We start from the raw sequence: 605 nt of genomic DNA on the forward strand, positions 1-605 counted from the left end.
CTGGACGGCTCCCTGATACGGACCCGGCGGCGCACCGGGGCCGAGAACCGGAAGAACTATTCCGGCAAGCACAAATGCCACGGTCTGCTGGTGATCGCGCTCACCGACGACCGGGGCCGACTGCTGTGGGTCTCCGCGGCCCGGCCCGGACGGTCCTCGGAGATCACCGCCTGCCGACACGACAAGCTCACCGCCCACCTGCGGGCGGCCGGCCTCGGGGCCATCGCCGACCTGGGCTTCGTCGGTCTCGACGACAGCGGCCCGGACGCCGACCCGGCGGTGATCACCGGCTACAAAGCCGCCCGGAACCGGCCCCTGACCCGTGGCCAGAAGCTGTCCAACAAGGCACTGGCCGCAGTGCGCGCCCCGGTCGAGCACGGCTTCGCGCACCTGAAGAACTGGCGCGTGCTGGGCAAGGTCCGCACGGATCCGAGGTGGGCGACCGCGCTGGTGCGGGCCCTGCTGGTCCTCACGAACAGGGAAGTCGCCCGCTGATGACCGACGATCTTGTCGCTGGACTATCGCCCCGGACCTGGCCGAGCGTCCCGACACCTACGCACACCAGCCCACCTGACGTGCAGTTTTCACGATGCACACTTCTCATT

General features: G+C 69.4%; 1 protein-coding gene. It reads left to right on the forward strand.

The window, feature by feature from the left end; translation table 11 throughout:
* Positions 1-495 (forward strand): transposase family protein (locus MTQ10_RS30935; protein ID WP_247474138.1); only part of this gene is annotated, 495 nt, incomplete at its 5' end.
* Between the last annotated feature and the right edge of the window lie 110 nt (positions 496-605).

This window comes from Streptomyces sp. XM83C, assembly GCF_023072675.1.
GTDB classification, from domain to species: Bacteria; Actinomycetota; Actinomycetes; order Streptomycetales; family Streptomycetaceae; genus Streptomyces; species Streptomyces thermocoprophilus.